The sequence below is a fragment of the Micromonospora sp. RTP1Z1 genome, assembly GCF_033804685.1.
In the GTDB taxonomy this organism is placed as follows: domain Bacteria; phylum Actinomycetota; class Actinomycetes; order Mycobacteriales; family Micromonosporaceae; genus Micromonospora.
Genome location: NZ_JAPFQV010000046.1, coordinates 1 through 25,389 on the forward strand (window position 1 = coordinate 1; position 25,389 = coordinate 25,389).

Annotated in this window: 23 protein-coding genes; 15 read left to right on the plus strand and 8 right to left on the minus strand. The window is 73.7% G+C overall.

The features are described from left to right. Window positions 1–1,168: 1,168 nt before the first annotated feature. On the plus strand, window positions 1,169–1,537 hold the full coding sequence (locus SLP03_RS31695) for a PH domain-containing protein (protein ID WP_413644645.1): 369 nt from the start codon (window positions 1,169–1,171) through the stop codon (window positions 1,535–1,537). Window positions 1,538–1,802: 265 nt separating this feature from the next. Here SLP03_RS31695 and SLP03_RS21550 read toward each other — a convergent pair whose 3' ends face one another. Continuing rightward, window positions 1,803–2,288: a GNAT family N-acetyltransferase gene (locus tag SLP03_RS21550; RefSeq protein WP_319462433.1), complete on the minus strand. Its 486-nt coding sequence runs from the start codon at window positions 2,286–2,288 to the stop codon at window positions 1,803–1,805. Between the two features lie 69 nt (window positions 2,289–2,357). On the opposite strand from SLP03_RS21550, the gene SLP03_RS21555 reads away from it, so the two are divergent. Then, window positions 2,358–3,629 carry an MFS transporter gene (locus SLP03_RS21555; protein WP_319462434.1) on the plus strand — a complete coding sequence of 424 codons (1,272 nt, stop codon included), beginning with the start codon at window positions 2,358–2,360 and terminating at the stop codon, window positions 3,627–3,629. 60 nt (window positions 3,630–3,689) lie between these two features. On the opposite strand, the gene SLP03_RS21560 is transcribed toward SLP03_RS21555, so the two are convergent. Beyond that, window positions 3,690–4,217 (minus strand): hypothetical protein, encoded by a 528-nt coding sequence (locus tag SLP03_RS21560; RefSeq protein WP_319462435.1) that lies wholly within the window; start codon window positions 4,215–4,217, stop codon window positions 3,690–3,692. 177 nt (window positions 4,218–4,394) lie between these two features. Here SLP03_RS21560 and SLP03_RS21565 point away from each other — a divergent pair, with 177 nt between their 5' ends. The 3 genes from SLP03_RS21565 (at window position 4,395) to SLP03_RS21575 (ending at window position 8,186) form a co-directional block, all read left to right on the plus strand. Further along, the gene (locus tag SLP03_RS21565) at window positions 4,395–5,213 is read left to right on the plus strand and encodes a Stf0 family sulfotransferase (protein ID WP_319462436.1); all 819 of its coding nucleotides are present in this window, start codon (window positions 4,395–4,397) and stop codon (window positions 5,211–5,213) included. A gap of 171 nt (window positions 5,214–5,384) precedes the next feature. Beyond that, entirely contained in the window at window positions 5,385–6,875 is a 1,491-nt protein-coding gene (locus SLP03_RS21570) for an NCS2 family permease (RefSeq protein ID WP_319462437.1), read from the plus strand. Window positions 6,876–7,388: 513 nt separating this feature from the next. Next, window positions 7,389–8,186, plus strand: coding sequence for an alpha/beta hydrolase (locus SLP03_RS21575; protein ID WP_319462479.1), 798 nt, complete (start codon window positions 7,389–7,391; stop codon window positions 8,184–8,186). A 19-nt stretch (window positions 8,187–8,205) separates the two neighbouring features. Here the strand turns inward: SLP03_RS21575 and SLP03_RS21580 are convergent, their stop codons facing one another. Continuing rightward, window positions 8,206–9,141: a phosphotransferase gene (locus tag SLP03_RS21580; RefSeq protein ID WP_319462438.1), complete on the minus strand. Its 936-nt coding sequence runs from the start codon at window positions 9,139–9,141 to the stop codon at window positions 8,206–8,208. 180 nt (window positions 9,142–9,321) lie between these two features. Between SLP03_RS21580 and SLP03_RS21585 the strand changes: the two genes are divergently transcribed. Further along, a complete protein-coding gene (locus SLP03_RS21585; RefSeq protein WP_319462439.1) occupies window positions 9,322–10,473 on the plus strand; it encodes a polysaccharide pyruvyl transferase family protein in 1,152 nt (383 codons plus the stop codon). A gap of 26 nt (window positions 10,474–10,499) precedes the next feature. Here the strand turns inward: SLP03_RS21585 and SLP03_RS21590 are convergent, their stop codons facing one another. Next, window positions 10,500–10,706 carry a hypothetical protein gene (locus tag SLP03_RS21590; RefSeq protein WP_319462440.1) on the minus strand — a complete coding sequence of 69 codons (207 nt, stop codon included), beginning with the start codon at window positions 10,704–10,706 and terminating at the stop codon, window positions 10,500–10,502. Between the two features lie 178 nt (window positions 10,707–10,884). Next, window positions 10,885–11,757, minus strand: coding sequence for a carbohydrate kinase family protein (locus SLP03_RS21595; protein ID WP_319462441.1), 873 nt, complete (start codon window positions 11,755–11,757; stop codon window positions 10,885–10,887). Between the two features lie 63 nt (window positions 11,758–11,820). Between SLP03_RS21595 and SLP03_RS21600 the strand changes: the two genes are divergently transcribed. Both SLP03_RS21600 and SLP03_RS21605 read left to right on the plus strand, forming a co-directional pair. Then, on the plus strand, window positions 11,821–14,994 hold the full coding sequence (locus SLP03_RS21600) for a DEAD/DEAH box helicase (protein WP_319462442.1): 3,174 nt from the start codon (window positions 11,821–11,823) through the stop codon (window positions 14,992–14,994). Continuing rightward, entirely contained in the window at window positions 14,991–16,151 is a 1,161-nt protein-coding gene (locus SLP03_RS21605; RefSeq protein WP_413644638.1) for an SWIM zinc finger family protein, read from the plus strand. Before SLP03_RS21600 ends, SLP03_RS21605 begins: the two co-directional genes overlap by 4 nt. Here the strand turns inward: SLP03_RS21605 and SLP03_RS21610 are convergent. Both SLP03_RS21610 and SLP03_RS21615 read right to left on the minus strand, forming a co-directional pair. Next, on the minus strand, window positions 16,041–16,298 hold the full coding sequence (locus tag SLP03_RS21610; protein ID WP_319462443.1) for a DUF3040 domain-containing protein: 258 nt from the start codon (window positions 16,296–16,298) through the stop codon (window positions 16,041–16,043). The two genes, SLP03_RS21605 and SLP03_RS21610, sit on opposite strands and share 111 nt — an antisense overlap. A gap of 790 nt (window positions 16,299–17,088) precedes the next feature. Further along, on the minus strand, window positions 17,089–17,760 hold the full coding sequence (locus SLP03_RS21615; RefSeq protein WP_319462444.1) for a bifunctional DNA primase/polymerase: 672 nt from the start codon (window positions 17,758–17,760) through the stop codon (window positions 17,089–17,091). A gap of 236 nt (window positions 17,761–17,996) precedes the next feature. Between SLP03_RS21615 and SLP03_RS21620 the strand changes: the two genes are divergently transcribed. From SLP03_RS21620 to mctP, 7 genes are all read left to right on the plus strand, one after another. Beyond that, window positions 17,997–19,223 (plus strand): helix-turn-helix domain-containing protein, encoded by a 1,227-nt coding sequence (locus SLP03_RS21620; RefSeq protein WP_319462445.1) that lies wholly within the window; start codon window positions 17,997–17,999, stop codon window positions 19,221–19,223. Between the two features lie 16 nt (window positions 19,224–19,239). Further along, window positions 19,240–19,821, plus strand: a complete 582-nt coding sequence (locus SLP03_RS21625; RefSeq protein ID WP_319462446.1) for a flavoprotein — start codon at window positions 19,240–19,242, stop codon at window positions 19,819–19,821. Window positions 19,822–19,951: 130 nt separating this feature from the next. Further along, a complete protein-coding gene (locus tag SLP03_RS21630; protein WP_319462447.1) occupies window positions 19,952–20,824 on the plus strand; it encodes a Nif3-like dinuclear metal center hexameric protein in 873 nt (290 codons plus the stop codon). Beyond that, window positions 20,814–21,551 carry a zinc ribbon domain-containing protein gene (locus SLP03_RS21635; protein WP_319462448.1) on the plus strand — a complete coding sequence of 246 codons (738 nt, stop codon included), beginning with the start codon at window positions 20,814–20,816 and terminating at the stop codon, window positions 21,549–21,551. Before SLP03_RS21630 ends, SLP03_RS21635 begins: the two co-directional genes overlap by 11 nt. 5 nt (window positions 21,552–21,556) lie before the next feature. Beyond that, window positions 21,557–22,777: a bifunctional RNase H/acid phosphatase gene (locus SLP03_RS21640; RefSeq protein WP_319462449.1), complete on the plus strand. Its 1,221-nt coding sequence runs from the start codon at window positions 21,557–21,559 to the stop codon at window positions 22,775–22,777. A gap of 153 nt (window positions 22,778–22,930) precedes the next feature. After that, window positions 22,931–23,173, plus strand: coding sequence for a DUF3311 domain-containing protein (locus SLP03_RS21645; RefSeq protein ID WP_262282281.1), 243 nt, complete (start codon window positions 22,931–22,933; stop codon window positions 23,171–23,173). Then, entirely contained in the window at window positions 23,173–24,828 is a 1,656-nt protein-coding gene (gene mctP / locus SLP03_RS21650; protein ID WP_319462450.1) for a monocarboxylate uptake permease MctP, read from the plus strand. Before SLP03_RS21645 ends, mctP begins: the two co-directional genes overlap by 1 nt. A gap of 62 nt (window positions 24,829–24,890) precedes the next feature. On the opposite strand, the gene SLP03_RS21655 is transcribed toward mctP, so the two are convergent. Beyond that, the gene (locus SLP03_RS21655) at window positions 24,891–25,370 is read right to left on the minus strand and encodes a MarR family winged helix-turn-helix transcriptional regulator (protein ID WP_319462451.1); all 480 of its coding nucleotides are present in this window, start codon (window positions 25,368–25,370) and stop codon (window positions 24,891–24,893) included. Between the last annotated feature and the right edge of the window lie 19 nt (window positions 25,371–25,389).

Below are 25,389 nucleotides of genomic sequence, written 5' to 3' on the forward strand. Positions count from 1 at the left end.
GATTCGTCCGCGGCATCCCACAACCACCCGCCCTACCCGAACCCGCGTGGATCAACAAGCCCAACGACGAGCCGACTCAGTCAACGAACCCCTGAACCATCCGCCCCGAAAAGGTTGACACCTTCCGGATAGGCCCGACCGCATCCGACCACTCCACGTTACAGCGGGTAGCCAACGAGCCGGGCATCGTGTCACGCATCAAGTGGAGCCGCCGTGTAATGCATCAACCGGAGTACGACAGGCCGGCTGCCGGCGTGTGCTGCCGGTGCCGGCGAAGTTCAAACTTTCTGTACGTCTTCAAGGCGGCCCGCAACGGGCCGCACGCGCCGCCGCCTGGGCGCGCGCCGGCCGCTGCCGCTGTCGCTCCACGCCGGCCACGCAACACGCCCGGTGGCTGGCGCGGAGAGCGGGGAGCCCGGGGCCACCGCAGACAGCAGCGCCGAGAGTGGTTGAGATTCGCGGGCCGGCAGCCGGCCGCGCCGCGCCCGAGCAGCGCGGCGCAGGGAAGGGCACGCCGGGTCCGCGTGGCGGGTCGCGGCGGCAAACCGGTCGCGGTCATTGCGCCTCCGGCGGGGGCGCAACGACCCCAGGATGGCCGGGGCTTCGCTGGCGAGTCGCGGTCCGTGGGTGGTTGCGGAAGGAGCCATCCCACCTGCCACCGACCCGGGCAAGCCGAGCAGACCACCGCCCGACCCGCCAGCGTCCGTACGAGCCGTCAAGGTCCGCATGGATGACGTGGCGGGCCGGGCGGCAGCCCGCTCCCCAGGAGGGCGGGTCGGCGGCAGACAGATGGCAGGTTCATCCGTGACTGCTGGCGCGCTGGCTAAAGCAGAAGATTGCGCAGATGAGCGCTGTCGCTGGCAGACCTGCGTCGTCGGGCCGCTGGCGAACCCGGTTGGGAGCTGGGGATGATGTTGCCACGGGTATCGCGGGGCCCTGTGTCGGTGCTGTGTTCGAGTCGAATAGATGGGGGTCGGGGTTGCCGAGCGACTTGGAGGAGGTGCGGGTATGGCGACTAGGTCTCGCGACGCGGACCTTGGCCGGACTGTTGATCGGCGGCATGGCCGTAGTGGTGGTGATGTTCTTCGTTTGGCAAGCTACTGCGCCCGACGGTGACCTGCTCGCGCCGCTCGCCATCGGGGCGACTTACGGCTTGATGGGATTCGTGATGTGGCGGCGAATATTCCATCCTCGACTGTCTGCAGGTCCGGAAGGACTAATCCTGCGCAGGGAGTGGCGCACGATCCGCGTTCCATGGTCAGCCGTTGTGCAGTGTGATGCGGGCTATTACGGAATTACCATCACCTGTGCTGATGGCAGTCGAGTGGTGGCTCCCGCGCCTCAGAAGTCGAACCTGAGCCGCTGGCTTGGGCGTGCTCCCGCCAGGCCGCCGCTTCGTGTTTCACGAAGGTCACCTGCGTGTCCAATGACCGCTCAGCGGCGAGCATGCGGCCCGTGCCAGAGCCGCGTCGTCGGTGTCGACACCGATGCCGGTCGTCGACAATGCGCCAGCTGCTTTGGTGGCAACCGTTCGTAGGAGCAGCTCGCCCCATCCGCATCCGAGGTCCAGCACGCGAGCACCAGCGGGGATGTCGAGCCGGTGGAGGAGTAGGGCGGCGTGGTCCTCCGACAATGGGGTATTCCAACGCATCCGTGTGTGACGCAGGGCGGTGAAGATCATCGGTTGGCGCCATCGACCGAGTGTGCCGGGTCTTGATCCACCGCGGCATCGGGTTTTCGTTGGTACGGCGGTTAGCCCGTGCTGGGCGCCCCCCATCATCACCAGGGCCGCCCGTCCGGACTCACTCGACAAGTCGGCGCTGGTACCGCACGCCGGGGCGACCGTCGAGGACGATCTCCGCCACCGCGGTGAACCCGGTGCGTCCCAGCACCGCCATGGACGACGGGTTGTCCCGGGTGGTGACCGCGGTGAGCACGCAGAGCCCGTACGTCGTGGCCGCCAGCCGGCAGACCTCCTCGACCGCCGCCGTCGCCACGCCCCGGCCCGAGGCCCGCTCACCGATCCGGTAGCCGAGCTCGGCGGTGCCGTCCTCGACGTCCACGAGGTTGACCCGGCCGATCAGGGCACCCTGGTCGCCCACGACGACGTGAAAGTGAATCAGACCGGCGTCCTGCTCGGCCAGCAGGGCGCGGTGCCGGGCCGCGAAGTCGGCGAAGTACGCGTCTCCGCGATCCGGCACGGAACGGGCGAAGTACTCGCGGTTCTCCCGCTCGAAGGCCAGCAGGGCCTCCGCGTGGTCGGCCCGCAGCCGTACCAACTCGATCACGCCGGACAGCCTACGTAGCGGCGGCGACCCGGGCGGCGGCCGACCCGCCGGACGCATACCGTCCCCAGGATGACACGACTGTTCGGCCACCCCGGGTACGCGCGCTTCTGGGCGGCCGACACGGTCTCCACGTTCGGGACGTACCTGACCACCGTGGCGTTGCCGATCATCGCGATCGTGGCCCTGGACGCGACCGACGCCGAGGTGGGGCTCATCAACGGCGCCCGCTGGACGCCGTACCTGCTGTTCGGACTGTTGGCCGGGGTGGTGGCCGACCGGTACCGGCGGCGGCCGATCCTGGTGGCCACCGATCTCGCCCGCGCGGTGTTGCTGACCCTGATCGCGTCGCTCGCCCTGCTCGGAGCGCTGAGCGTGCCCGCGCTGATGGTCCTCGTCGCCGCGTTCGGCGCGCTGTCGCTGCTCTACGAGGCAGCCCACCAGTCCTACCTGCCCCAACTCGTGCCCACCGTGGCGCTCACCCGGGCGAACGCCCGGATGGAGCAGAGCGCGTCGCTGGCCCAGACCACGGGCCCGTTCCTCGGCGGATCGCTGGTGGCGGCGGTGGGCGCGCCCGTCGCCATGCTGGTCGACGCGGTGTCCTACCTGGTCTCCGGCCTGCTGCTGGCGACCATCCGGCGGGACGAGCCGGCCCCGCACCCGGGTCGCCGTCACCTCGGCCACGAACTGCGCGAAGGGCTGGCCTGGGTGTACCGGCACCGGGTGCTGGCGTCGTACGCGGTCACCATGCACGCGCGTTTCCTCTTCGCCAGCCTGGCGTCGACCGTCCTCACGCTCTTCGTCGTACGCGGCCTCGACCCGGGACTGCCCGAGGACCGGGCGGCGTTCGGGCTCGGCGTGGTGCTGGCCGTCGGCGGTGTCGGCGCGGTGGTCGGCAACTCGCTGTCCGACCTCGCGGGCCGCTGGGGAGCCGGGCGCGCCATCGTGCTGGGGCGGGTGGTCGAGCCGCTGGGCTGGGTCCTGGCGGCCCTCGCCGCCTCCGGAACGGCCGGCTGGGTCATGGTGGGGGCGGCGGAGTTCGTCATCTGGTTCGCCTTGGGCGTCGGCGGACCCATCGAGATGGGCTACCGGCAGGCGATCACGCCGGATCGGCTGCAGGGTCGGATGAACGCCACCATCCGCTCGCTCAACTGGGGGATGCTGACGATCGGCGCCCCGGTCGGCGGGCTGCTGGCCGAGCACCTCGGCTACCGGCCGGCGATCTGGGTCGGCGTAGCCGGCACGGCGGTCGCGGCGGCCGTCGCGGCGTTCTCCCCGCTGCGGACGGCCCGGCACCCCGAGCCGGCGCCGGAGCCGGCGCCGAGCCCGGTGGCCGTGGACTGATCAGCCGCGTACGCCCGATCGCGCCCGCCTGCCGGGCCGTCCGGCGCGATCGCCCGACGGTCAGGGCGCGGTGGGTTCACACTCCGCGGCGTACGTGTCGAAGGCGACGGTGACGGTGCCGTCGGCGTTGACGGTGGTGTGGTTCGTGATCCGGATCGACGCGTCGTTCCCCGGCCCCGGCCCGACGATCCGGAACACCAGTTGCTGGGTGGACGTGATCGGCAGCGACCCGGATCCCTGGTTGTAGACGAAGAGGTTGACCCGGGTGCTGACGTACCGGTCCCCGGTCGTCTCGCCGGTGCCCCGCACGTTCGACTGGGTCTCGACGATGTGGACGTGGAACCCGCCGGCCCCGTCGACGGTCACGTGGTACAGCTCGGAGATCGTGCCGGTGAAGTCGACGACCTCGCCGAGGCCGCCGTTGGCGCAGGGCAGGAAGACGGAGAGGTCCATCGGGGCCCGGAGGATCCGGGTGGTGGTCTCCGCGGCGTACGCCGGCGCCGGCCCGGCCACGAGGACGAGCGGCGGCGCGAGCAGCGTCACCGCCGAGGCGAGGCGGGCCGTACCGGTGGCTCTGATCTTGTTCATGGCGAACGTCCTTCCGCGCGGACGTCCCGGCCGTGACCGACCGGGGATCACCCCGGAATCTGCTCGCGGTGGGTGAGGGTGTCAATACCCTTCGCGTGTCGCGCCGGCACCCGGGCCGGTCGTCCGGGAGTGACCAATCCGGTTGCCACCGGCGACGTCCGTCGATTGGCTTGCCACATGGCCGACGTCGACTCGTACTTCATCTGCGCCACCCCCCGGACGGGCAGCTCGCTGCTCTGCGGCCTGCTCGCCTCCACCGGGGTCGCCGGCCGGCCGGAGGCGTACTTCCGGGTGCCCGACGAACCGCTCTGGGCTGGGCGATGGGGGCTGGAAGCCGGCGGTTGGGGCTATGGCGACTTTGTGGCTGCGGCGCTGGCGGCCGGGCGGACGGGCAACGGGGCCTTCGGCGCGAAGCTGATGTGGGGGACGCTGGACCGGGTCGTCGCGGGGTTGGCGACCGTCCACCCCGAACTGGCCGGCGCGGACGACGCGCTGCTGCGGCGGGCCTTCGGCCGGACCGCCTTCGTGTACCTGCGCCGCGGCGACGTGCTCGCGCAGGCGGTGTCCTGGCTGCGCGCCGAGCAGACGGACCTCTGGTACGTCGGCGACGCCGGCGCCAACCACGAGCCGCCCCGGTACGACCCGGACGGCATCGACGACCTGCTCCGGACCATCGACGCCCACAACGCGGCCTGGGAGGAGTGGTTCGCGCGGTACGACGTCCGCCCGCACCGGGTGCGCTACGAGGACCTGGCCGCCGACCCGACCGGGGTGGCCCGGGGGACCCTCGACGTCCTCGGGCTGGACCTGCCGGCCGACGCGGTGATCCGTCCCCGGCACCGGCGGCGGGCCGACGCGCTCAACCAGGAGTGGATCGCCCGGCACCGGGCCGGGGCCACGACCCGGTCTCCTGGGCGGTCGGCTGACGGTGACGTTCCCCACCCCGCCGCGGGCGTAGGCGTAGGGGCAGGTCATCCGGCATTACCCGGCAGTTAAGGTGGTGGGGCGAAGTCGCTCCCCGACCGGGGTGCGGCTTCGTAGTGCTTCACGGGATCCGTGGAGCCCAGCCGTTCCGACGTTCTCCGGGCCAACCGCTCCGGGACGGCTGCACCCCCTCGCCCGACCGGCATGTCCGGCGGGCCAACCCGGAACGGAGTACGCCACGCCATGAGCGTGACTACGCAGGATCCTGCTGTCCTGGCCGAGCCGACGGAACCCGCCGAACGCGGCCGTCTCGACCGCTTCTTCGAGATCACCCGCCGGGGCTCGACCGTCAAGCGCGAGGTGCTCGCCGGGCTCACCACCTTCGCGACGATGGCCTACATCGTCGTGCTCAACCCGCTCATCATCGGCACCGCGCCGGACGCCGACGGCAACCTGCTCGGCATCGCGCCGGTCGCCGGGGTCACCGCCCTCGTCGCGGCGGTGATGACCATTCTGATGGGCATCGTCGGCCGGGTGCCGTTCGCGGTGGCGACCGGCCTGGGCCTCAACGCCTTCGTCGCGTACGCCGTCGCCTCCCAGATGACCTGGGCTGAGGCGATGGGCCTGGTCGTCATCGAGGGTCTGATCATCACCGTGCTGGTGCTGACCGGCTTCCGGAAGGCCGTGTTCCGCGCCATCCCCGCCGAGCTGAAGGCGGCCATCGCCGCCGGCATCGGCCTGTTCATCGCGCTGATCGGCTTCGTCGACGGCGGCCTCGTCCGGCGGGTGCCGGACGCCGTCGGCACCACCGTGCCGGTGCAGCTCGGCGGCGACGGCACCCTGCGTGGCTGGACCACCGTCGTCTTCCTGGTCGGCCTGCTGGTCACCGGCATCCTGGTCGCCCGCAAGGTGAAGGCCGGCATCCTGATCGGCATCGTGGCGACCACGGTCGTCGCCGTGATCGTCAACGCGCTGGCCCAGCCGGGTCCGGCGTTCGTGAACGGCAAGCCCAACCCGACCGGCTGGCAGCTCAACGTGCCGACCCTGCCCGACCCGCTGATCAAGGCGCCCGACCTGCACCTGGTCGGCAACGTCTCGTTCACCGCGTTCGCGCACGTCGGCGTGATGACCGCCGTGCTGCTGGTCTTCACCCTCGTCCTCGCCGACTTCTTCGACGTGATGGGCACGACCGTGGGCCTGGCCAAGCAGGCCGGCCTGGCCACCGCCGACGGCACCGACATGCCGCGGCTGGGCAAGGTGCTCTTCGTCGACGGTGTCGCCGCGGTCGCCGGTGGCGCCGGCAGCGCCTCCTCGGCCACCACGTACGTGGAGTCGTCCTCGGGCATCGCGGACGGCGGCCGTACCGGCCTGACCAGCGTGGTCACCGGTCTGCTCTTCCTCGGCGCGCTGCTGCTCACCCCGCTGGTGTCGCTGGTCCCCAGCGAGGCCGCCGGTCCGGCGCTGGTCGTCGTCGGCGCCCTGATGATCCGTCAGGTCAAGGACATCGACTTCACCGACGTCGGGGTGGCGGTCCCGGCGTTCCTGACCATGACCCTCATGCCGTTCACGTACTCGATCACCAACGGCATCGGCGCCGGCTTCGTCAGCTGGGTGGCGATCCGGGTGGCGCAGGGCAAGGCCCGGCAGATCCACCCGCTGATGTGGGCGGTCGCCGTCGCGTTCGTGTGCTACTTCGGCATCAACCTGGTCAAGGCCGTCACCGGCGTCAGCTGACCGGACCTCCGCCGCGCCCCCGCCGCCCCTTGGCCCGAGGCAGCGGGGGCGCGGCGTATCCGGATCATGGGTCAGAGTGCCGACGCGCGGACACGCGACCGTCTCGTGCTGCAGCCCTGGCCGGCCGAGGAGGCCGCCGCCGCCGTCGCCGGTGAGCGCCGCCCGCACTGGGCGTCGGGCTTCCCCGGCGAGGCCGACCGCATGATCGCCGGCTTGCTCACCCGCGAGCCGGAGCGGCCGCACGGGCACTACCTGATGATCGAACGGGTGACGCAGGTCGTCGCTACGGTGGACCCGGCCAACGTGCCGTCCGTCGGGGTGCTGGAGAAGGCCGGCCTGCGCCGGGACGGCACCGTGACCTCGGACGAGGGGACGTTGCACCGGTACGCCGCCGGATCGCACCGGCGCACGGGTTCGGGTGCGTCTGTGGTCTCCCCGGCGACGACAGACGCACCCGGAGACGGGCCGCGCCCGCTCCTCGTTGTACCGGGTGGGCGAGGAGACGGGAGGGGCATGAGCTACGCCGACGTCAACGGCGTGCGCCTCTGGTACGAGGTCCACGGGGCCGGCCGGCCGCTGGTGCTGCTGCACGGCGGCTACGGGTCGGTGGAGATGTTCGCCCCGATCCTGCCCGCCCTGGCCACGCGCCGCCGGGTGGTCGCGGTGGACCTGCAGGGCCACGGCCGCACCGCCGACGTGGACCGGCCGCTGCGCTACGAGTCGATGGCCGACGACGTGGCCGCGCTGATCCGGCACCTCGACCTGCCCGAGGCGGACGTGCTCGGCTACTCGCTCGGCGGCGGGGTGGCGCTGCGGACCGCGATCCAGCACCCGGAGCTGGTCCGGCGGCTGGTGCTGGTCTCCACCCCGGGCAAGCGGCAGGGCTGGTACCCGGAGGTGCTGGCCGCGATGGCGACCCAGGACGAGCGGGTCGCCGAGCAGATGCGCGGCACCCCGCCGCACGAGTTGTACGCCCGCGTCGCGCCGCGCCCGGAGGACTGGCCGCAGCTCTGGGTGAAGACCGGTGACCTGCTCCGCCGTGAGTACGACTGGTCGGCGGAGGTGGGCGGCCTCGTCATGCCGGTGCTCCTGGTCTTCGCCGACGCCGACTCGATCCCGGTCACCCACATGGCGGAGCTCTTCGGGCTGCTCGGTGGTGGTCACCGGGACGCCGGCTGGGACGGCTCGGACCGTCCGGCCGCGCGACTGGCGGTGCTGCCCGGCCTGACCCACTACGACATCGTCACCTCACCGACGCTGCCCGCCGCCGTCCTGCCCTTCCTCACCCACCAGGTCCGCCCGCCGACCTGACCGCCTGCCCCGCCGGCTCTCAGCCCAGGCGCTCGGCGAGCCAGGGCAGCAGCGCGTCGCCCTGCGCCCGCTGGAACGCCCGGACCGTCGGGATGCCGAGCGGCGGCGGCTGCCGGGCCGCGTCGAGGAAGTAGCCGGCGAGACCGGCCAGCACCCCGGTCAGCGCGGCCGGATCCACCCCGGCGGTGAGCGGAAGGCCGCGCAGCAGCGCCTCGGTGTCGTGCCCGCCGTGCAGCCGGACGTTGACCAGCAGGAGGACGGTGTCCAACCAGGCCGGCCCGCGGCACGCCCACGGCCAGTCGACCACGCTGACCGCGCCGTCCCGGCCGATCAGCAGGTTGTCGGCGCGGACGTCGAGGTGGCACAGGGTGTCACCGGCCAGCGCGGCCAGCCCCCGCTCGGCCGCGGCGCATAGCTGCGGCAGGCGCGTGCGGGCCCACGGGTCCAGGTCCGCGGGCGGGTCCGCCGCGATCCGTCGCCAGCCGCCGAAGTCGTACGACAGCTGCTCGGCTGCGGTGGGTACGGCCGCGACCGCCGCCGGGGTGAGTGCGGCGGCCATGGTCTCCAGGGCGGTGAGCACCGCGCCCAGTTCGGTGGTCAGCCACGGGGTGGCCGGGTGCCGGCCGTCGACGTCGTCGAAGACCAGCGCCACCCAGTCGCCGTCGTCGTGCGAGCCGAGCAGGCGCGGCGCCGGCGCGTGCGGCGGCAGCGCGGCGGAGATGAGCGCCTCGGCGCGGTGCAGTGCCGGGCTGCGGTCGTTCTGCGCCGGGCTGACCGCCTTGACGAAGGCCCGCCGCCCGTCGGCGGTGCGGACCCGGTCGGCGGTGCCGGGGGAGTAGCCGCCCGGCTGGGACACCGCCTCGACGACCGGGGCGCCGAGGATCTCCTCGACGGACGCCCGGACCCGGTCGGGCAGGTCGACCCAGTCGATCCGGGTCTTCGTCGTGCTCTGCATGGACCCACGGTGCGGGAGGCCGCACCGGCCGGGCAAGCCGATTAGCGTCGGCGGTCGGCCGGCCGGCGGATCGGCGTGGTTTCCGCCCCGGCGTCCCGTCCGGCCGTCGACGGCAGGGCCAGGTATGTCCACCGGCGCAGCGGGAACCCGCCCGGGGACGCACCTGGGGAGGAGCGACGGATGACGGATGGCGCCGCACTGACGATCGGCGTGCTCGGCTCGTACGGGGGCCGCAATCTCGGCGACGAGGCGATCCTCAGCGGGCTCCTGGCCGACCTGCGGCACCAGGAGCCGGAGGCCCGGCTCATCGTCTTCTCCCGCAATCCGGCGCACACCGCGCTTGCCCACCCGGACGTGGAGGCGGTGCCCTGGGAGGGCGTCAGCCGCGCCGACTCGTCCCTCGTCCTGGCCGAGCTGGACCTGCTGATCCTCGGGGGCGGCGGCATCCTCTACGACCGGGAGGCCCGGCGCTACCTGCGGGTGGTCCGGGTCGCCCAGGAGCGCGGCCTGCCCCTGCTCACGTACGCGGTGGGGGTGGGGCCGCTCAGCGATGGGGTGGACACCGGCATGGTCCGGGAGACCCTGGCCGGGGCGGCCGAGGTCACCGTGCGGGACCAGGAGTCCCGGATGGTGCTCGAGGAGGCCGGCCTGGTGAACCCGATCACGGTCACCGCCGACCCGGCGTTCCTCCTCGAACCGGAGGACTTCCCGGAGAGCTGGCTACGCGAGGAGGGGGTCCCGGCGGGCAAGAGGCTCGTCGGGCTGAGCGTCCGCGAGCCGGGCCGGGCCGCGGAACGCCTCGACGTGGACGGCTACCACCGTCTGCTCGCCCAGATCAGTGACTTCCTGGTGCACCGGATCGACGCGTACGTGCTCTTCGTGCCGATGGAACGCGACGACATCCGGCACTCCCACGGCGTCATGTCGCACATGGTCGCCGCCGAGCGGGGTCGGATCCTGCACGCCGACTACTCACCCCGGCAGGTCCTCGGGCTGATGCGGCACTTCGACCTCGCGGTGGGCATGCGGCTGCACTTCCTGATCTTCGCCGCCATGGTGGGCACGCCGTTCCTGCCGCTGCCGTACGCCGGGAAGGTCTTCGACCTGGCCCAGCGGCTCGGGGTGCCGGCGTTGCGCGGCGTGGCACGGGAGGTGGAGGGCCCGCTGCTGGCCGAGGTGGACCGGCTGTGGGACGAACGGGCGGCGCGGGCGGCGGAGACCGCCCGGCGGGTGGCCGAGGTGTGCGAGCAGGCCCACGGCACCTCCCAGGTCACCCGGGGGGTGCTGGAGAGCATCCGCTCCCAGCGAATGACCCGGGTCAACGCGGCCTGAGCCGGCCCGGACCGAGCGGCGGTCGCTCAGACCGCCGGCCCCCGCCAGGTGTAGAGCCACGGCTGGCCCGCCTGGTCGTCCGACTCCAACTCGTAGATCTGCGCCTCGGCCAGCCCCTGCTCGCCGAGGTGATGGTGGGTCAGCGGCGGGCGGCCGTTGCCGTCCAGCTCGACCGTGACGGTCTCGCCATCGGCCGTGCCGCCCACCAGGGGGATCTGCACCGTGGATGCCATGCGCCCATCCTGCACCGAAGATCGTCGGCCCGCAGCGGATAGCGGGGCAGCGGGCGGTCCGCGCCGGGACTGCCAGCTTCACACCTGATCGAGGAGACCGCCCGGCACTCCGGCCCACGCCGACATCCTGCGCGAGCTGAACGACGGCCAGACCGGCGCGATCTGAGCGCTCCCCGGCTCAGTCCCGGGGCAGGAGACCGGCCGGGTACTCCATCCCGTCGTGGGTGCACGCCGCGGCGGCGACCCGGGCCGCGTACCGGGCCGCGTCGAGCGGGGACGCGCCGCGCCGGCGGGCGGCGATCAGACCGGCCGCGAAGGCGTCGCCCGCGCCGTTGGTGTCGACCACCGGGCCGGGCGGGGCCGCCGCGGGCACCCGTACCGATGGAATGTCCGGGGTGTGCAGCGCCGCGCCGGCCTCCCCGCCGGTCACCAGCACGGTCCGGGGCGCCAGCGCGGCCGCGACCTTCCCGGCCCGGTCGCCGAGCCGGACGTCGCTGACGAAGACCAGGTCGGCCGCGTCGGCGAAGGGACGATGGTACGGGTTGTCGCCGTCCCAGTCGTGCAGGTCGGTGGAGAGCACCACCCCGTCGCCGAGACCCGCGCGCAGCGTCGGCAGCGCGTCCCGCGCCCAGTCCATGATCGATACATGCACGTGCGCCGCGTCGGCCAGCAGCGCGGCCAGCTCGGCCGGGGCGAACGGCGGCGGCCCCGCCCAGGGCCGCGGATCGTAGAGGGACATCCGCCGGCCGCCCGAGTCGACCAGGTTGACCGACCGGCGGGTACCGGCCGGGGCGTCGGCGAGCACGGCGTGCACCGAGGTGCGGGCCAGCGCCGCCCGGACCACGTCCCCGGCCGGGTCGGTGCCCAGCACGTCCACCAGGGCCACCCGCAGCCCCAGCGCGTGCGCGGCCAGGGCCACCCCGGCGCCGGTGTTGCCGATCCGGAAGTCGATGGGGGGCACGGTCAGCGAGTCGGCGGCCGGCAGCGGAAGCGCGGGCACCCGGGTCCGCACATCGACCCCGAGGCCGCCGATCACGAGCAGATCGAACATGGCGCCGACAGTAGCCGCCCGGGGCCGCCTATCCTGGCCCCGGGCGTCGACGAGGGGGAGTGCGTGCTGGTCATCCACGGGGCGTGGCTGTCCGCCGTCGGGCTCGCCGTCTGGGCCGAGGACACCACGCTGCCGGCGCGGGCGCCACGCCGGCCCGGTCGGGCCCCGCGCGAACGGCCGCACCCGTTCGCCGCCGGGCACGCCACGCTGGCCGCCACGCTCGGCGACCTCCCGGCCGAGGCCACGTCCGTCCTGCTCACCCTCCCCACCCGGGCCGGTTCGCCGGTCGACTCGCCGGAGCTGGTCCGGACCGCCGTCGCGGAACCGTTCCGCGGGCCGGTCACCCTCGCCGGCTGGCGGGTCCCCGCCCTGACGTACGCCCCGGACGCCGCGTTCGCCCTGCTGCGGGAGATCGACCTGGGCGCCGCCGTGCCGGGGGCGGACCTGCGGCAGCTGGCCGAGCTGGCCGACTTCGCCGCCGACCTGGTCACCCGCGGCCGGGTCCTGCCCGGCGTCGCGTCGCCGGCCGGCGCCGCGCGGACCACCACCGAGGAGCCGGGCACCCGATCGGGCGTCGCGCCGACCGCCACCGCGGGTCGGTGGACCCGGTCCGGTGTCGTGGGCGCCGCCGACAGGGTGACCGCCCGGGCCGTCTGGCGGCCCCTGCTCACCGGCACGGACGCCGGCTGGGCCCGGTCGCTGGCCCTCGCGCTGCCCCCGGCCGCCCGCGCCGCCGCCGCTCCGCCCGCCCTGGTCGAGCCGGGTGCGCTGGTCGCCGACGCGTTGGACGCGCTGACCGACGCCGCGGCCCGGGCCGCCCTCGCGGAGACCGTGCTGACCCGTGGCCTCCGTCCGGGCGGGCCGGTGCCGGCCTGGCTGGCCGCGCTCACCGGCCAGCGCCGCGAGTTCACCGTCGACCCGGCCGGGCTAGACACCCTCCGCGCCGAGCTGGACGCCTGGCAGCGCGACGCCGCCCGAGGGCCGGTGCGGGCCAGCTTCCGGCTGGTCGAGCCCGATCCCGACGAGATCGCGGAGCCACTGCCGGTGGTGCCGGCCGACCCCACGGCCGTGGTGGCGCAGGACGGCCGGTGGCGGGTGGAGTTCGGCCTGCAACCGGCCGACGAGCCGGGGCTGCTGGTCGAGGCGGGTGACGTGTGGCGGTCGCCGGGAAACCTGCCCGGGATCGCCGGGGACGACCCGCAGGAGACCCTCCTCGCCGAGCTGGGCCGGGCCAGCCGGCTCTGGCCGGAGCTGGACGACGCGCTGCGGACCGCCACGCCGGAGGGGATGGAACTCGACCCGCAGGGAGCGCACCGCTTCCTGCGGGAGGGTGCCCCGGTGCTGCACGCGGCCGGCTTCGGGGTGCTCCTGCCGTCCTGGTGGCGGCGGCCGTCGACCCGGCTCGGCGCCCGGCTGCGGGCCCGGAGCCGGACCGCCCCGGGCACGGTGGCCGCCGCCTCCGGCGGGCTGGGGCTGGACGCGCTGGTCGACTACCGGTGGGAGGTCGCCCTCGGCGACCAGCCGCTGACGGCCGAGGAGCTGGCCGCCCTGGCCGAGCTGAAGTCCCCGCTGGTCCGGCTGCGCGGGCGCTGGGTCGAGCTGGACCCGAAGCGGCTCGCCGCCGGCCTCCGGCTGCTCCGCTCGGCCGGGGAGCTGACCGTCGCCGACCTGCTCCGGCTCGGCCTCGCCGAGACCGACCGGCAAGAGGAGCTGCCGGTGCTGGAGGTCACCGCCGACGGCGCGCTCGGCGAGCTGCTCGCCGGGACGGCGGAGCGGCGGATCGCCCCGGCCGACCCGCCACCCGGGTTCCACGGCACGCTGCGGCCGTACCAGCGGCGGGGACTGGCGTGGCTGGCCTTCCTCCAGTCGCTCGGGCTGGGCGGGATCCTCGCCGACGACATGGGGCTGGGCAAGACGGTGCAGCTGCTCGCCCTGCTGGCCGGGGACCCGCCCGAGGCCGGACCGACCCTGCTGGTCTGTCCGATGTCGCTGGTCGGCAACTGGCAGCGGGAGGCGGCCCGGTTCACGCCGGAGCTGCGCGTACACGTGCATCACGGGGCCGAGCGGGCGCGGGGGGCGGAGTTCCGGACGGCCGTGCACGGCGCGGACCTGGTCCTGACCACCTACTCGGTGGCCGCGCGGGACGCGTCCGAGCTGGCCGGCATCGACTGGCACCGGGTGGTGGTGGACGAGGCGCAGGCGATCAAGAACGCCTCGACCCGGCAGGCCGAGGCCGTCCGGTCGCTGCCCGCGCGGCACCGGGTCGCGGTCACCGGTACGCCGGTGGAGAACCGACTGGCCGACCTCTGGTCGATCATGCAGTTCGCGAATCCGGGCCTGCTCGGTCCGGCCGCCACCTTCCGCAAGACGTTCGCCGAGCCGATCGAGCGGCACGGCGACGACGAGGTGGCCGGACGGCTGCGCCGGATCACCGGCCCGTTCGTGCTGCGCCGGCTCAAGACCGACTCGTCGATCATCTCCGACCTGCCGGAGAAGCTGGAGATGGAGGTGCTCTGCAACCTCACCGCCGAGCAGGCCGCGCTCTACCGGGCGGTGGTCGACGACATGATGGCGAAGATCGAGTCCAGCGACGGGATGGAGCGCCGCGGCCTGGTGCTGGCCACCATGACCCGGCTAAAGCAGGTCTGCAACCACCCGGCCCAGCTGCTGCGCGACGGCTCGCCGCTGCCCGGCCGCTCCGGCAAGCTGGAGCGGCTGGAGGAGATCGTCGACGAGGTCCTCGCCGCGGGGGAGAAGGCCCTGCTCTTCACCCAGTACGCCGAGTTCGGCGGCATGCTGCGCGGGCACCTGTCGGCCCGGGTCGGCCGTGAGGTGATCTTCCTGCACGGCGGCGTGGGCAAGGCCGACCGGGACGCCATGGTCACCCGGTTCCAGTCGCCGGACGGACCGCCGCTCTTCGTGCTCTCGCTCAAGGCAGGCGGCACCGGGCTCACCCTCACCGCGGCGAACCATGTGGTGCACGTAGACCGGTGGTGGAACCCGGCCGTCGAGGACCAGGCCACCGACCGGGCGTTCCGGATCGGCCAGCGCCGCCGCGTGCAGGTCCGCAAGTTCGTCTCCGCCGGCACGGTGGAGGAGAAGGTGGCCGCCATGATCGCCGACAAGCGGAGCCTGGCGGGGCGGGTGGTGGGCAGCGGCGAGCAGTGGGTCACCGAGCTCTCCACCGGCGCGCTGCGCGAGCTGTTCGCCCTGGAATCCGGGGCGGTGGTGGAGTGACCACGCCGGACGGGACCGCGACCGGGCGGTTCGCCGAGTTCGGGCCGCCGCGCCGGGTGGAGGGCGGGCTACGGGCGCGCAGCACCCGGGGCGCGATCGGACAGTCCTGGTGGTCCCGGCGGTTCCTGGAGGTGCTGGAGTCCTTCGCCCTCGGCACCCGGCTCACCCGGGGCCGGTCGTACGCGCGCCGCGGCCAGGTGCTCCGGCTGGACATCACGCCCGGGCTGGTCACCGCCGCCGTGCAGGGCTCCCGGCCCGACCCGTACCCGGTGCGGATCGCGTTGCCGGCGTACCCCGCCGAGGTGTGGGCCCGCATCGAGGCGGAACTCGCCGGGCAGGCGTTCTTCAGCGCCCGGCTGCTCGCCGGCGACCTGCCGGCGGAGCTGGAGGAACTGTTCGCCGCGGCGGGCGCGCCACTCTTCCCGTCCATCGTGGACGAGCTGACCCAGCGCTGCGGCTGCCCCGACTTCGCGGTGCCGTGCAAACACCTCGCGGCCACCTTCTACCTGCTCGCCGAGGCGTTCGACGCCGACCCGTTCCAACTGCTGCACTGGCGGGGCCGCAGCCGCGCCGAGCTGCTCGACCGGCTCCGTACGCTGCGGGGCGCCGCCGGGTCGACCGGTACGCCGCCGACGGTGACCGGCGGGGACGACGCGCGCGCGAATGCCGGGTCGGTGACGGCCGGTCGGTCCGCCCCGACGGTCGCCGACGGTCACCCCGGTACGGCCGGGCCCGGATCCGCGCCGACCCGGCAATCGACGGCGGCCGGGGCGGCCCGGGTGCTCGGCGCCCTGCCGTCGCCGACCGACCCGGTCGACCGGTTCTGGGTGGCACCGGTGCCGATGCCCGACCGGCCGCCGACCCTCGCGACCGGGCCCGATCTGCTGCTGCGCCAGCTCGGCCCGCCGGGGCCGGCCATCGGCGGCCCGGGGCTGGCCGAACGGCTGCGCCGGGCGTACCGGGACCTCGGCCGGTCGCGGCCGGATCGGCCCACCACCGCCGGCTCCCCGGCGGCGACGCCCATCGACCGGTCGGGGCCGGCGTGGTCACAGCCAGCGCCGGCGGAACCGCCACATGAGCCCGGCGTTGGCCAGCATCACCACGGCGCAGATCGCGCCGGCCAGCCGCCCGGCCAGCACGGTCATCGCCGGCAGTGAGGCCCACAGGACGATCGTCAACAGCATGAGGTACCGGCCACGGCGGGCGCGGGCCCGGTGGTCGAGCCGGGCGAAGAACTGCGGATCGCTCTCCCGGAGTTGGCGGGTGATCTGCTCGAACCTGCGCTGATCCTCTTTGCTGAGCATGGCGGTGCCTTCCCCTCACGGCTTCAGCGGTTCGGCGGCATACCCGCATCGGAGGCGGGTCACGCGCTGCGCCAGCTGCCACTTTCGCCCGGGGCGGCGAGGTGCCGGAGGCGGCTCGGCGCGGCGGGGCGACTTCCGGTCGGACGACCTCAGCGCAGGCTTATCCGCACCTGAAGTTTGGCTGTGACGCTGAACGACGCGCCAGCGCCAGCACGGGCCAAAACGTTACGGTCCGGCGTTCCGGGTCGATGTCGGCCCTGCTGGGGGGCCCACGCCCGGACGGGGCCGGACCGGCCACCCAGGCGAGGGCATGAGTACCGTCTTAAGTGCCCTCGCGGGCGCCGCCCGGCCGCCGCGACCCCGCACGAGCTGGCCGAGGAGACCTTCCGCTGGCTCCGGGAGGTCGACGCCCGGTTCAGCACCTACCGCGAGGTCACCGACGACGCCCGCCTTCTGCACTCCACCGCCCTGCCCCTGGCCGACTGACCCGGGGCTGCCGCCCCGCCGGACGGGCGGCGGTCAGCGGAGCGGGCGGTGGGTGGTGGCGGGTCGGGAGCCGGGTGGGCGGGGCCGGCCGGGGCGGGTGCCCCACGGGCGGGTGCCGGCCCAGCCGTACGGGCGGCGCTGGGGCCGCGATGGTTCGGTGCCGCCGGTGTGGCGTGCCGCATCGTCCCTGGACATGGTCTACCCCCGCTCACTGGCGTCGGTACGCCGTCAGCTGTTCAACGAGGGCGGGGCCGCCGGGGTCGCTGTCGCGTGGGGGTCGTTCACCCGCCCGGGAGGCGGTCGGTCACGAGCCGCGGCGGGGCAGCGGGAGCTGGCCGGGGAGCAGGTCGGAGGCGAGCGTCACGCCGGCCGCCCGTAACGCGTCGATCAGCGCGTTCTGCACCAGGTACGAGTCGGGTAGCTGCCAGCGGGCCTGTTCGGGGGCGGCGGCCCAGTGCACGACGCCTTCCGGCAGCCGGGTCGGCGGTGCCGGGATCCAGGACCCCGGGCCGTGCCGGACGACGTGGAAGCAGTGCTCCAGCTCGGGCCGGAGCGGGTCGCCGGGGCGGACCAGGAACATCCACCGGCCGGTGGGGGTGACCAGGACCGGCCCGCGCACCCCGAACTCGGCGGGGTGGTTCGCGACGGCGTCCAGCACGGGCCGGCCGAGGTGGGCGGAGACCTCCAGCACGTCGAAGGAGCGCCCGGTGGGGAGCAGCACTCCGTGCGGGCGGCTGCGCCACCAGGTGGCCACCCGGGCCGGGTCGGCGCTCGCGGCCTGGTCCCAGTGCTCCAGGGCCGGGTGGCAGCCGACCGTCGGACAGCCCGCCCGGCCGCAGACGAAGCGGCTGTTGGCGAGGCAGGCGCCGGGGGTGACCTCCCAGCCGTGCCCGGCGTAGCGGACCGCGACCCGGCGCAGTCGGACCCGCTCCAGGGGCGACAGGTGAGCGACGCGCGGTCCGACATTCCCCCACATGTGTGCCATCTCCCTTCGCCCTGCCTGGACTGTCCACATGTCACATGTCGAGCGCCGTCACTGCCGTAACCCACGGTCGTTGAGCTGACGAAACGGCTGATGCAACTTGCACGAAAACTACGAGGACTGGCTGTACGGCTGACGTACAGAGTGTGCGACCAGCGAAAACCTGAATACCGACGGACCGTGAGCGGCGGTCGACCGGGGACGTCGACCGGACGCGGGCAGGGGGAGAGATGGACGAGTTGCCGATAGGCCGTCGGGTGGCGTACTGGCGGGGCCGGCGCAAGATGTCGCAGCAGGTCTTCGCCGACCGGCTGGGCAAGTCCAAGAGCTGGGTGGACAAGGTCGAACGCGGCGTCCGGCGGCTGGACAAGTTCTCCGTCCTCTACGAGATCGCCGACATCCTCCAGGTCGACGTCCAACTGCTGCTCGGCAAGGACCCGGAGCGGCGTACCGACGCGTTGAACTGCATCGACCAGGTCGAGGTCGAGGAGATCCGGGCCGCGCTGGAGCGGTACGACTCGATGAGTGCGTACTTCGACGCCGCGCCGTACCCGCCGCCGCTGGCCGACATGCGCAAGGCCGTCAGCCACGCCTGGCTCACCTACCAGTACGGCCGCTACGGGATGCTCACCCGCGCCCTGCCGAAGCTGCTGCGCGACGCCCAGGCGGCCGACGCCGGCTACGGCGGCGACCAAGCCCGGGAGTCGGCCCACCTGCTCGGGCAGGTGTACCAGATCGCCTCCTCGGTGCTGCGCAAGCTCGGCGAGTGCGACCTGGCCTGGCTGGCCGCGGACCGCTCGATGGCGGTCGCCCAGCGGGCCGACGACCAGCTGCTGGCCGGCATCGCCACCACCCGGGTCTGCAACGCGCTGGTCGCCATGGGCCGGGCCCGGCCGGCGCTCGAACTCAACGTCAACATCGCCAACCGGCTCGCCCCGGGCGGAGACAATGACGCCTCCCCGGCCCGCCTCTCCGTCTACGGCATGCTGCTGCTCCAGGGCGCGATGGCCGCCGCCCGGATCGCCGACTCCGCCACCGTGGACGACCTGCTCACCGGCGCGCACGAGGCGGCGACGCTGCTCGGCGGCGACCACAACCACTACTGGACCTCGTTCGGCCCGACCAACCTGGAGCTGCACCGGGCCGCCGCCGCCGTGGAACTGGGCGACGGCGGGCGGGCGGTGGAGATCCACCATGGCATCGCCGAGGCGGCCTTCAACGCGATGCTGCCCGAGCGGCGGGCGCACCACCTGCTCGACATCGCCCGCGGCTACGCGCAGCTCGGCGACGTGGCGAACGCGGGCGAGATGCTGCTGCGCGGCGACCGGCTCGCGCCGTCCGAGATCCGCTGCCGGCCGATCGCCCACGAGGTGATGTCGGACGTGCTGCGTCGCACACGGGGTACGCCGCCTCCGCCGATTGCGGAGTTGGCTGGGCACATGGGAGTCGGAGTATGAGCGTGGTGCCGGTCGGATGAACGGTCCGCGCATCAGCGACGGGCGCCGCGAGGTGCTCTACGTCATCGCCTGCGGTTCGCCGCTGGCGCGGCACGTGGGTCGGCTGGTCGAGCTGGCCCAGCAGGACGGGTGGGACGTCTGCGTGGTCACCACGCCGGACGGCGCGAAGTTCGTCGACCGGACCGCGCTGGCCCGGCAGACCGGCCATCCGGTCCGCACCCACTACAAGAACCCGGGCGATCCCGACGTGCTGCCGCCAGCGGACGCGATGCTGGTCTGCCCGGCGACGGTCAACACGGTCAACAAGTGGGCGGTCGGGATCACCGACACCCTCGCGCTCGGGTTGTTGATCGAGGGCCAGGGGCTTGGCCTGCCGATCGCTGCGGTGCCGTACACGAACTCGGCGATGGCCGCCCACCCGGCGTTCCGAACCAGCCTGGGCCGGCTGCGGGAGTGGGGGGTGGCGGTGGTCTTCGGCGACCACGTCGTCCCGCTGCACCCGCCGGGGACCGGCGAGCGCCATCAGGACGCCTTCCCGTGGGGGGCCGGCCTGGCGGCGCTGCGCGGCGTGCGCCGCCCGGTCGTCCCGGTCGCCTGAGCCCGATGACCCGGGGGCGCGTCATCGGGTGGTCCGGCGGGGCCCGCCGGCGCGGTGTTTGCTCGTACCGTGGGCGCGTTCCGGCGATCGAGGGCGTGTGTCACGGCCCGCGCCGGTAAGCTGGCCGGCCGTGAGCACAACGGGATCCCCGCCCACGGTGGCCGACGTGGTGGCCGTGCTGGACGGCCGCTACCCGCCCGCCTGGGCCGAGGAATGGGACCGGGTCGGCCTGGTGCTGGGCGAGCCCGGCGCCGGGGTACGCCGGGTCGCCTGCGTGGTGGACGTGGTGCCCGAGACGGTGGACGAGGCGCTCGCCGCCGGGGCCGACATGATCGTCGCCCACCATCCGCTGCTGCTGCGCGGGGTCTCCTCGGTCGCCGCGACGACGTACAAGGGGCGGATCGTCCACCGTTTGATCAAGGCGGACGTGGCGCTGTACGTGGCACACACCAACGCCGACGTGGCCGATCCCGGTGTCTCCGACGCCTTGGCGGCCCGGTTCGGGTTGACCGGGCTGCGCCCGCTGCACCGGCCGCGCCCCGGCTCGCCGGCCGACGGCCCGGGGCGGGGCATCGGCCGGATCGGCGAGCTGCCCACCCCGACGACCCTCGCCGAGCTGACCCGGCACGCCGCCGCCGTGCTGCCCGTCACCGCCTGGGGAGTTCGCGCCGCCGGGGATCCCGGGCGTATGGTTCGTACCCTCGCGGTCAGCGGCGGCTCCGGGGACAGCTTCCTCGCCGAGGCGTCCGCGGCCGGGGTGGACGCGTTCCTCACCGCCGACCTGCGCCACCATCCCGCCGGTGAGCACCTCGCCGCCGGTGGACCCGCCCTGCTGGACGCCGCCCACTGGGCGACCGAACGACCCTGGCTGGACGACCTGGCCGCCCAGCTGCGGGACACGCTGGGCGTCGAGACCGTGGTGTCCGACCTGGACACCGACCCGTGGACCGTGCACGCCGCCGCACCCGACCGGACGACAAGGAGCCCCGCCCGTGAAGGCTGACCCGAAGGTGCAGCGCCGCCTGCTCGACCTGCAGGCGATCGACACCGCCCTCGCCCAGCTCGCCCACCGCCGCCGGTCGCTGCCGGAGCGGGCCGAGCTGGAGGCCCTCGCGCGGGAGCTCTCCGCGCTGGAGGACGAGCGGGTCCGCGCCCAGGTGGCCGTCGACGACCTGGACCGGGACATCGTCCGCCTGGAGAAGGACGTCGAGCAGGTGCGGGCGCGTAAGAGCAAGGACGAGGCCCGGCTCGCCGCCGGCAGCGGGCCGGCCCGGGAGCTGGAGGCGCTGCAGCACGAGCTGGTCTCGCTGAACCGCCGGCAGAGCGACCTGGAGGACGCCGAGCTGGAGTTGATGGAGCAGCGGGAGACCGCGCAGGGGGTGCTCGACGGGATCGACCGGCGGATGGCCGAGGCCCGGGAGCGGCGCGCCGTCACCGAGCAGCGCCGCGACGACAGCCTCGCCGAGATCACCCGCGAGGAGGAGTTCAAGCGCTCCGCCCGCCAGCCGCTCGCCGGTGACCTCCCCGCCGACCTGGTCGGCCTCTACGACAAGATCCGCGCGGACACCGGGCTGGGCGCGGCGCTGCTCACCGTCGGCCGCTGCGGCGGCTGCCGGCTGGATCTCTCCGGCGCCGACCTGGCCCGGATCCGCAAGGCCGCCCCGGACGACGTGGTCCGCTGCGAGGAGTGCCGGCGGATCATGGTGCGCACCAACGAGTCGGGCCTGTAGCCGTCGTGGCGGTGCGCGCGGTCGTCATGGAGGCCGACGGCGGCTCCCGGGGCAATCCCGGTCCCGCCGGCTACGGCGCGGTGGTCCGTGACTCGGAGACCGGCGAGGTGCTCGCCGAGCGCTCCGAGTCGATCGGCACCGCCACCAACAACGTCGCCGAATACCGGAGCCTGATCGCCGGGCTGGAGGCCGCCGCCGAGCTGGGTGCGGCCGAGGTGGACGTGCGGATGGACTCCAAGCTGGTGGTCGAGCAGATGTGCGGCCGCTGGCAGATCAAGAACCCGGGGCTGCGGTCGCTGGCCGCCCAGGCGGCCGGGCTGGTCGCCCGGTTCGCGAGCGTCCGGTTCAGCTGGATCCCCAGGGAGCGCAACAAGCACGCCGACGCCCTCGCGAACGCCGCGATGGACGCCGCCGCCGGGAAGACGCCGGCCCGGGCCACCGTCGCGCCACCCCGGATCGTGGAGCCGCCGCGCGAGCTCGCCGGCCCGGACTCGGCGGCCCGCGCGGCCGCCCGCGAGGTGGCCGCCCGGGCCGCCATCGGACGCGCCACCGGCACCGACCCGGCCACCACGCCGGCCTCGTGGGAGCCGCGTCCCACCGAGACCGCCACCCGGCTCATCTTGGTCCGGCACGGCGAGACCGAGCGGACCGTGCAGAAGCGCTACTCCGGCCGCGGCGACGTGCCGCTGACCGACCGTGGCCGGGCCCAGGCCCGGGCGACGGCCGCCCGGGTGGCCGCGCTCGCCCCGTCCGTCGCGGCCGTGGTCAGCTCGCCGCTGTCCCGGTGTACGGCCACCGCCGAGGCGATCGCCGCGGCCGTCGGCAACCCGCCGGTACGCCCCGACGACGACCTGATCGAGTGCGACTTCGGCGTCTGGGAGGGCCGGACGTTCGCCGAGGTGCGCGAGGGCTGGGCGGGTGAGCTGGACGCCTGGCTGGCCTCGACCCGGGTCGCTCCGCCGCAGGGGGAGTCGTTCACCGAGGTCGCCGAGCGGACCGGTCGGGCGGTGGACCGGCTGCGCGAGGCGTACCCGGGGGAGACCGTCGTGGTGGTCTCCCACGTCTCGCCGATCAAGCTGGTGCTGCGCGACGCCCTCGCGGCTGGTGACGCCTTCCTGCACCGCCTCTACCTGGACACCGCCGGCATCTCGCTGCTCGACCTCTACCCGGACGGCGGCGTCGCCGTCCGCTCGGTCAACGACACCGCGCACCTCTCCGCGTTCTGACCCCTCCGTCATCGGGCCGCCCGCCCGCGCCGTTCGGCGCACGCGGGCGGCCGCTCGGCGCACCGCCGTCGCACCGCCGAACGTGACTGCGCTCACAGGGCCGTAGCCTCCGGCCGTCACATGGCGAGTTACGACTTCCCGGAGGTGTGTCACATGGCAGCACCCGAACCGGAGGCGCCCACCACGGCGCGATCCAGGGCGAAGGACCACAGTCCCTGGAACTGGTTGCTCTTCATACCGATCGTGGTGCCGCTGATTCCGGCCTTCTTCAACGCCGACTCACCCCGGCTGTTCGGCTTCCCGCGGTTCTACTGGCTCCAACTGGCCTGGATCATCCTCGGGGTGGCTACCACCACGCTGGTCTACCAGATGACGAAGAAGCGGGGTGACCGGTGATGTGGCGGGATCATCTGACCGAGATCATCGTCTTCTCGGCGCTCTTCCTGCTGGTCAGCGCGATGGGCTTCGTGGCGGCCCGGTGGCGGGCGCCGCAGGACATGGCACACCTCGACGAGTGGGGGCTGGGCGGGCGCAGCTTCGGCGGCTGGATCACCTGGTTCCTGGTCGGCGGTGACCTCTACACGGCGTACACCTTCGTGGCGGTGCCGGCGCTGATGTTCGGGGCCGGCGCGGCCGGCTTCTTCGCCGTCCCGTACACGATCGTCATCTACCCGCTGGTCTTCCTGGTGCTCTGCCGGCTCTGGTCGGTGTCGCACCGGCACGGCTTCGTCACCCCGGCCGACTTCGTCCGCAACCGGTTCGACTCGCCGGTGCTGGCGCTGCTCATCGCGATCACCGGCATCGTCGCCACGATGCCGTACATCGCGCTGCAGCTGGTCGGCATCGAGGCGGTGCTGAAGACCATGGGCGTGACCGGTGACAACGCGGTGGCCCGGCACCTGCCGATCATCATCGCGTTCGCGATCCTGGCGGCCTACACCTACCAGTCCGGGCTGCGCGCGCCGGCGCTGATCGCCTTCGTCAAGGACACGCTGATCTACATCGTGATCCTGGTGGCGATCGTCTACCTGCCGTACAAGCTGGGCGGCTGGGGCGACATCTTCGCCGCGGCGGACGCCAAGTTCAAGGCATCACCAGCACCCGGGGACGGCATCCTGCTCAACCCCAACAACCAGCTCCAGTACGTCACCCTGGCCTTCGGTTCGGCGCTGGCGCTGTTCCTCTACCCGCACAGCATCACCGGCGTGCTGGCCAGCCGGAACCGGGACGTGATCAAGCGGAACATGTCCGCGCTGCCGGCCTACAGCCTGCTGCTCGGGCTGATCGCGCTGCTCGGCTACATGGCCATCGCGGCAGGGGTGAAGCCGCTGCCGGGCGCCAAGGCGGGCAGCGTGGACAGCAACACCGTGGTGCCGCTCCTGTTCGACCAGCAGTTCCCCAGCTGGTTCGCCGGTGTCGCGTACGCGGCGATCGGCATCGGTGCACTGGTGCCGGCGGCGATCATGTCGATCGCGGCGGCGAACCTGTTCACCCGCAACATCTACAAGGAGTACCTGAAGCGGGACGCCAGCCCGGCGCAGGAGGCGAACGTCTCGAAGATCACCTCGCTGGTGGTGAAGCTCGGGGCGGTGGCCTGCATCATCTTCCTCGACCCGCAGTTCTCCATCGACCTGCAGCTCATCGGTGGCGTGATCATCCTCCAGACGCTGCCGGCGGTGGCGCTGGGCCTCTACACCCGCTGGTTCCACCGCAACGCGCTGATCGCCGGCTGGGTCGCCGGCATGGGCATGGGCCTGTGGATGCTCTACCAGGTCGCTAACCCGACGACCGGGAAGAAGCACTTCGCCGGCTCGGCATTCCCGCTCTCCGAGTTCGGCTTCGACACCAAGAAGACGATCTACGTCGGAATCGTGGCGGTGCTGGTCAACCTGGTGGTGGCAGCGCTGCTCACCCTGGTCCTGCGAGCCGCGAAGGTGGCCGACGGGGTGGACAACACCACCCCGGACGACTACTTCGCCGACGAGGGCGACCCCCGGGTCGTTCCGGGCACCGAGCGCGACGCCGACTCGGCCCGCGAGCCCGTCGCCTGAGATGAGATGAGGGGCCCCCGGTCAACGGCCCGCGCCGTACCGGGGGCCTCTTTCCGTGCGCCTCAGCGGCGGCGGTTGCGGGACTCCAGCGCCTCGTTCAGCCGGCGCAGCATCTCCGCCAGGGTGTCCCGGTCGTCGTCGGTCCAGGCGGCGAGGACGTCGCCATAGAGGCGGGTGCGGGCCCGCTGCACGGCGGCCATCCGTTGCAGGCCGGCCGGGGTGGGGGAGATCACCGTGCCGCGGCCGTCGGCCGGGTCCGGGGTACGGCCGATCAGGCCGTCCCGCTGCATCGCGGAGACCTGGCGGGTGACCGTGGAGCCGTCCAGGTTGAGCTTCGCGGCCAGCGCCGAGACGTTCTGCGGGCCGGCGCTGGCCAGGTGCCGCAGGATCACGTACGCCGCCCGGTCGAGCAGCCGGTGCTCCATCGTGCCGGTGCCCCGCCGGGTGGCCTCGCCGAGGCGCATCAGCAGCGCCACCTCGGTCTCGATCCGACCGAGGGTGACCTCGTCCCGAGCCGTTCCCGTCGTGTGGTCGTCCGTCATAGCTGTATGATACAACAGA